This is a genomic window from Protofrankia sp. CiP1_Cm_nod3 (assembly GCF_982290655.1).
This window is the reverse complement of the sequence record NZ_CEVIVD010000024.1, coordinates 15,613-22,491: the sequence shown is the minus strand read 5'-3', so window position 1 is coordinate 22,491 and position 6,879 is coordinate 15,613. Positions and strand designations below refer to the sequence as shown.

The window sequence follows — 6,879 nt, the reverse complement described above, 5'->3', positions numbered from 1 at the left end:
GGCCGGCATCGCGGCCGGCCCTGGCGCCGACGCCGTCGGCGGACACAGCGCCTGGGACGTCGACGCCGACGCGGTGATCCTCGCCGTACCCGTGCCCGAGGCCCGGCGGCTGCTCAGCCCGGTGGCGCCGTACGTGGCCGCGCCGCTGGCCGCGGTCCCGTACACGTCGGTGGCGTTGATCACGCTGCTCTACCGCGGGGTACAGCTGCCGCGGGGCAGCGGCTACCTCGTCCCGCCGAGCCAGGGCAACGTGATGAAGGCGGCCACGTTCCTGTCCGCGAAGTGGCCGCACGTGTCGACGGACCCCGGCCTGAGCGTCGTGCGGGCGAGCGTCGGCCGGGCCGGCGACGAAGGCGATCTGGAACGTTCCGACGTCGAGCTCGCCGGTGTCGTCGCGGCCGAGCTGGCCGCCGCGACCGGCCTGACGGCCCGGCCGCTGGCGAGCCGGGTGACCAGGTGGGACGCTGCGCTCCCGCAGTACCTGCCCGGCCATCTCGAGCGGACGGCGGTGGTGCGCGGGATGCTGCCGGCCGGTCTCGCGCTGGCCGGCGCCGGGTACGACGGGGTGGGCATCGCGGCGTGTGTCCGCTCCGGTGAGGCCGCGGCGGAGACGGTGCTGCGTTCCGACGACGCGGTCCGGGTCGGCCAGTGACCCGGCGTTCCGGACGCGGCCCGTTCGCGGTCCGCGGCCGGCCTGAGCGGTGGTCCGCTTCCGGTCGGTGACCCGGCGTCCCGGGTGCCGGGCCCGTTCCCGGACGGTGGCCCGTTCGTGGACGGTGGCTCGTTCGTGGATGGTGACCGGGCTCCGGGGGTGCCCGTGGGGTGCTGGCGGGCCCCTGCCGGCCCGGCAGATGATCACGGCCGGTGGGATGGGGCTCCGCGCGCAACCGTGGGTACCCGCGGGCCTCCGCCGGCCCGGTAGGCGACAATTGGGCCATGCCCGAGACTCCCACAGCCATCACCGAGACTCCCGCGACCGGGAGCTCCCGAGGCGGTCCCGTCCCCTCCGCCCGGGATCTCAACGCCGAGCTGCTCTACACGTCCTGGTCGGTCTTTGCGGCGCGTGACGCCCTGCCCGCGGACCGGACGGCGATCGCGGCCGAGGTGGAGGACCTGCTGGACGGGGCGCTCGCCAAGGACGTCTACACCCGGGGCGTCTACGACCTGAGCGGCTACCGGGCGGACGCCGACGTCCTGCTGTGGTGGACCAGCCCCGACCCCGACCTGCTCCAGGAGACCTACCAGCGGTTCCGCCAGAGCGCTCTCGGGCGGGCGCTGGCACCGGTGTGGTCGTCGGTCGGCCTGCACCGGCCGGCCGAGTTCAACCGCAACCACGTGCCCGCCTACGTCCGGCGCGAGGACCCGAAGGCGTACGTGTGCGTCTACCCGTTCAACCGGTCGCTGGAGTGGTACCTGCTGCCCGACTACGAACGCCGCGGCATGCTCGCCGAGCACGGGATCATGGGCCGGGAGTTCCCCGACGTCCGGGCGAACACGGTGGCCGCGTTCGGGCTGGGTGACTATGAGTGGCTGCTGGCCTTCGAAGCGGACGAGCTGCACCGGATCGTCGACTGCCTGCGGCACCTGCGCGCCAGCCGGGCGCGGGCGCACACCCGCCTGGAGACACCGTTCTTCACCGGTGTCCGCAAGCCGGTCGCCGACCTCGTCGCGGCCCTGCCGTAGGCGGCCCTGTCACGGGCGGTCCTGCCGTAGAGACGGTCCTGTTATAGGCCGCCCCGGGGCGGTTCGCCGGACGTACCGGCTTCTCGCCGGATGAGCCCCGGCCTCCTGGCCGGGCGCCGTTTTGGCCAAACGTTGGTTCAGCCGGGCATGGGTTTGACCAAACGTTGGTTTGGTCGGGCGTTGGTTTGGCCGGGCACGGGTTTGGCCGGGCGCGAGCGTGGCCAGGTGCTGGTTTTTCCAGGTGTCTGTTTAGCTGGGTGCCTGTTCAGCCGGGTGCCGGTTCGGCCACGGCGTCGGCCGCGGCATCGGTCGCGGCTCCGCCCCTGGCGGATGCGGGTGCCGGCACCGGCGCTCCCCTCACGCCTCCGCTTCTTTCAGTAGCTACGGAATAACTTTTCGCAGCGAAATGGCGTTGCCTCGCCAGGGGAATAACTTTCCGCATCTTCTCGTGTGTATGTGGTGAGCATATGGCCCGCCGTCCGCCCGGTTCCCCCCGGATAAAGAGGGCATTACGTTGCAATTAAGGCTGTCGCCTGCCGCCTGTCGGCGACTGCCGGGTGGGTTTGCCTCATGCCGTGAACCGTGCGACGCCTCTGCTAGTATCCGCCACATGTTCACGGCCGTTTGTCCGTACCATCCGGCCAGTTGCTTTCTGTAGTCGCAAGGAGGTTGCTGGATTATCTGTCCAGCAGTGCCAGTATATTTTTTCCGTTGTTGTCAGCCGGCTGTCCGGGTGGGGGAGTTCGATGGGCGTGGAGCGATGTCCGGTGGTCGCCGGACGGTTCGTGGTAAGGACTGGTCTCGATACCGTCCGTGTTTTTCCACGGTGGCCGTAACGATTCACGTGGGCGTCCGTGTGCCATGGAGGGACGGCCGCGCGTAATGGTTGCGGAAGGTGTCCGGTCGCATGCCGGCCGGGTAACCTCCTGGCCCGGACCGAAGCAAACCAAAATTTTTCAATCCCAGCGGACAGTAACTTGCCCGAGTCCTGGGGGGGACTGGCAGTGACAGAAACCATGCCCGATGGCGCGCGGACGCCGACGGGTGCCGCAGCGGCACCCGTTATACCCGTCCTCAGCGTCTGGCCGCACAACGACCCTGCTTTCGTCGACGTTTCCCGGCTCGTCCGGCAGCGACTGCCCAGCCGGTCGGCAAAGCCGTTACCGCCGGTTCCGGAGACGGTTCAGAAGGATATTGCCTACCGGGCCCAGGTCGGCTGGGAGCGCAGATACGTCCGGCTGCTCGCGATGTTCGACGCGGCCGGCTGCGTCCTGGCGGCGCTCATGGCCTTCCTGGTGCGTTTCGGCGACAACCCGGCGTCGTCCTGGCCGTATATTGTGATGAGCGGCGTACTGCCGTTGGCCTGGGTGCTGTCGATGGCGTTCGGGCGCGCCTACGAAGGGCGTTTTCTCGGCGGTGGTTCGGAGGAGTTCAGGCGGGTCATCAACGCGTCCGCCCGGCTCACCGCGTGCGTCGCGGTCATCTCCTACGCGACGAAACTTGAGATCGCCCGAAGTTACGTCCTCATCGCGTTCCCGATGGCGACGCTGCTCGCGGTCGTCGGGCGCTGCTGCGGGCGGGGGATCCTGCACCGTATGCGCCGTGGTGGGCGCTGCCTGCACAGAGTCCTGGTCATAGGCTCCGGTGACGCCGCGGCGACCCTCGTCCGGCTGGCCCAGCGCGACCCGACGGCGGGCTGGTCCATGGTCGGCGTCTGCCTGGACCGCCTGCCCGGCCGGCACAGCCACGACCGGCTCGAACGCAGCGGCTTCGACCTGCTCGGCGTTCCCATAGTGGGGACGCTGGAAAGCCTGCACACCGCCATCGGGGCGACCATGGCGACCACCGTCGCGATCTGCCCACAGATGGACGGTGAAACGCTCCGCCGGGTGATGCTGGCCCTCGAGGGCAGCGACATCGACGTTCTTGTCAGTTCGGCGCTCACCGACGTCACCGGCCCCCGGATCTCGATCCGTCCGGTCGCCGGGCTTCCTCTGCTGCATATCGAGGAACCCGAGCTCACCGGTGCCCGCCGGGTTCTCAAGGCATGCGTCGACCGCGTTTTCGCGTTGGCCGCGGTGCTGCTCGCACTGCCGTTCCTGTTAGCGGTCGGTATCGCTATCCGAGTGACCAGCCGTGGCCCGGCGATATTCAAACAGACCCGGGTGGGCCGTAGCGGCGAGACGTTCCGCATGTACAAGTTCCGCTCCATGTACCTCGATGCCGAGGAGCGTCTGGAAGAGCTGCGCGCCGCGAACGAGCGCGCCGAGGGCCTGTTGTTCAAAATACGCGACGACCCGCGGGTGACCCCCATCGGCCGCTTTCTGCGCAAATGGTCGCTCGACGAGCTGCCCCAGCTGTTCAACGTCCTCAACGGGAACATGTCGCTGGTCGGCCCGCGGCCGCCGCTGCCGGCGGAGGTGGCCCGCTACGAAGGCGACGTGCACCGCCGGCTGATGGTCAAGCCCGGTCTCACCGGGCTGTGGCAGATCAGTGGCCGGTCCGATCTGGAGTGGGACGAGTCCGTCCGCCTGGACCTGCGTTATGTCGAGAACTGGTCCCTGGCGATGGATTTCGTCATCCTGTGGCGGACGTTGTTCGCGGTGGTGCGCCGGGAAGGTGCCTACTGACCTGACACCCACCGAGCCCATATCGGCTACCCGCCAGCCATCCACCGGTCATCCACGAGCTGTCCGTCCACTGACACGGTGTGCCGCCGAACCACCTACCGGCGCGCAACGGCGGCACACCGTGTCGACATTTCGGGTTGATATTCCGGATCGACATGCTGATATTGGCATGTTGGACCGACATGCCGAACGGCCCGCGCGAGGGACTGAGCGAGGAACGGTATGGACCCGATCGTCGCCGCGAACCTGCGTTCCCGTGCCGACGGCCCCCGGGCCGTCATGGTGGATGGCGGATGTTCCTCTCGTCCGGAGGGCCGCTGGTTCCCGCCGGCGTCGCGGCCGTCCGGTGCTCGTTGGCCGGTGTTCACGGTCCCGTCCGGGGCGGCCTGGTTGAATCGGTCCGTGAGCGCCGAGTGCCCGGATCCCGGGCCCGCGGATGGGTGAGCGTACCGGCGGCGGAGCCGTCGATGCCGAGCTGGTGGCCGCGCTGGCCGCGGTCGGCCGGCGGGTCGTGGGGGAGCGGGAACCGGCCGCCGCGGCTGTCCTGTCCGCCCGCCACGACAGGCTGCTGGTGCGTTACGGCGACGCCGTCCTCAAGGCCCACGCGCCGGGGACGGATCCGGCGCAGCTCGCGCTGCGGCTGAGCCTGGCGGCCGATCCCCGGCTGAGCGACAGCCTGCTCGCGCCCCTGCCCATCCCGGGCGCGGACGCGCCGGGACTGCTCACCCGGGCCCGCGGCCGGCTCGTCAGCGCCTGGCCGGTGGGCACGCCCCTGTATCCGGACGATCCCGCGGCGATACCCGAGACGGCCGTCGACGACCTGCCGTGGGAGCAGGCGGCGGCCCTGCTCGCCCGGCTGCACGCGGTACCCCCGCGGGGGCCCGTCCCGCCGGCGAGGGTCCGCCGGGGTGTGGAGCGCGCGATGGCGAAGCTGTCCGGCCTGCCCGCCTCGGCCGGCGGCGACCCTGCCGTGGGGGAGGTCCTTGCCGCGTACGCGACGCTCCTGTCCGAGGAGACGGCCGGCGCCCACCCGCGCGCGGGCCGCACCCGGACGGCCCGCACAACTCGTACGACCCATATGATCCACCACTTGGCCCGGGCGGCCCCCGTCTCCGCCCCCGCGCCCGGGGGCGTACTCGTGCACGGGGACTGGCATCTGGGCCAGCTGCTGCGGCTCGACGGCCGGGGGTTACGGATCATCGACGTCGACGATCTCGGCGCCGGGGACCCGGTGTGGGATCTCGCCCGGCCGGCCGCCTGGTACGCCGCCGGTGTGCTGGCGCCGGCGGCGTGGGGCCGGTTCCTGCGCGGGTACACCGCCGCCGGCGGCCGGGCCGTGCCGCCCGACGCCGACCCGTGGCCGGTGCTGGATGCCCCCGCCCGGGCGCTGACCGTGGCATACGCGGCGAGCGCCGTGGCGGACAGCGTGCTCACCGGCGTCCCGCTCGACAGCGTCTCACGGGCCTTCGTCGACTGCTGCCACCGTATGCGCCGGCTTTGACTCCCCGGCACGCATGCCGCCCGGCCGTCGGTGACAACCGCTGCCGGGACGGCGGGAACGACCTGCCCCAGCCGGCCGGAATTTCATGATCGTAAACGGTCCGGCCATGGAAGTGAGGGCGGAAACGGTCGCCACAGCAGCCGTTTCCGCCCTCACTCTCATGCGTGACGTGAGGTGGCTTTCACCAGTCGGACGGGATGCGGCCGGCCGGCCGGTGCGCTGATGTGGGGTTCTTGGCACGGGACGGGGTCAGGGGGCCAGCCAGCCGTCGGTGCGCAGGCGGCTGAGGACGGTCTGGACGGCGTCGTGGGGGGAGGCGTCCACGGTGTCGATCACGATGTCGGCGTCGGTGGGTTCCTCGTAGGGGTCGGAGACGCCGGTGAAGGACGGGATGATGCCGGCGCGGGCCTTGGCGTAGAGGCCCTTGCGGTCCCGGGCCTCGCAGACCTGGAGCGGGGTGGCGACATGGACCAGGACGAACCCGCCGCCGCTGTCCTCGACCATCGCCCGGACCTGGCGGCGGACGTCGTCGTAGGGGGCGATCGGGGCGCAGACGGCGGTCCCGCCGACGGCGGTCACGGCCGCCGCGACAAAGCCGATCCGCAGGACGTTGGCGTTGCGGTCCTCGCGGGAGAACCCCAGCCCCTTGGACAGGTGCAGCCGGACGACGTCCCCGTCGAGCAGGGTGACCCTGCGGTCCCCGCGTTCCAGCAGCCGGCACACGAGCAGCTTGGCAAGCGTCGACTTGCCCGAGCCGGACAGCCCGGTGAACAGCACGGTCAGGCCCCGCTCGCCGCGCGGCGGCTGCGCCCGGACCAGCTCGGCCGCCACCGCCGGCGGGGTCAGCGGCGGTGGCAGCCGTGTCCCGCGGTCGAGCAGCATCGACAGCGCGGCCGCGCCGGGGGCGCTGGGCGCCGGGCCCGCGGTCATCGCGCTGAATCCGTAGGCGAGGCAGACCTGCATCCGGTAGGCCAGCTCCCCGGCGAGGGCGGGCTCACTGTCACGGTCGTCGATCTCCGGGCTGGCGCCGCGCCGGTACTGGCCGTCACCGCCGTCACCGCCGCC

5 protein-coding genes are annotated in these 6,879 nt (G+C 71.3%); 4 read left to right on the top strand and 1 reads right to left on the bottom strand.

Features of this window, described 5'->3' with window-relative positions:
* The 4 genes from AC5LUJ_RS07450 to AC5LUJ_RS07435 form a co-directional block, all read left to right on the top strand.
* Window positions 1–652, top strand: a 652-nt coding sequence (locus AC5LUJ_RS07450) for a protoporphyrinogen/coproporphyrinogen oxidase (protein WP_493464687.1), incomplete at its 5' end; no start/stop codon positions are given.
* Between the two features lie 284 nt (window positions 653–936).
* Window positions 937–1,683 (top strand): hydrogen peroxide-dependent heme synthase, encoded by a 747-nt coding sequence (hemQ, locus tag AC5LUJ_RS07445; protein ID WP_250282122.1) that lies wholly within the window; start codon window positions 937–939, stop codon window positions 1,681–1,683.
* Window positions 1,684–2,699: 1,016 nt separating this feature from the next.
* Window positions 2,700–4,313: a sugar transferase gene (locus tag AC5LUJ_RS07440; protein ID WP_250282121.1), complete on the top strand. Its 1,614-nt coding sequence runs from the start codon at window positions 2,700–2,702 to the stop codon at window positions 4,311–4,313.
* Between the two features lie 436 nt (window positions 4,314–4,749).
* A complete protein-coding gene (locus AC5LUJ_RS07435; RefSeq protein WP_250282120.1) occupies window positions 4,750–5,814 on the top strand; it encodes a phosphotransferase family protein in 1,065 nt (354 codons plus the stop codon).
* A 249-nt stretch (window positions 5,815–6,063) separates the two neighbouring features.
* On the opposite strand, the gene cysC is transcribed toward AC5LUJ_RS07435, so the two are convergent.
* On the bottom strand, window positions 6,064–6,879 hold an 816-nt coding region (cysC, locus tag AC5LUJ_RS07430; protein ID WP_493464686.1), incomplete at its 5' end, for an adenylyl-sulfate kinase.

Excerpts from the sequence above, each read along its gene's own strand:
- hemQ (WP_250282122.1), top strand. The coding sequence starts at position 937 with ATGCCCGAGACTCCCACAGCCATCACCGAGACTCCCGCGACCGGGAGC.
- AC5LUJ_RS07440 (WP_250282121.1), top strand. The coding sequence starts at position 2,700 with ATGCCCGATGGCGCGCGGACGCCGACGGGTGCCGCAGCGGCACCCGTT.
- AC5LUJ_RS07435 (WP_250282120.1), top strand. The coding sequence starts at position 4,750 with ATGGGTGAGCGTACCGGCGGCGGAGCCGTCGATGCCGAGCTGGTGGCC.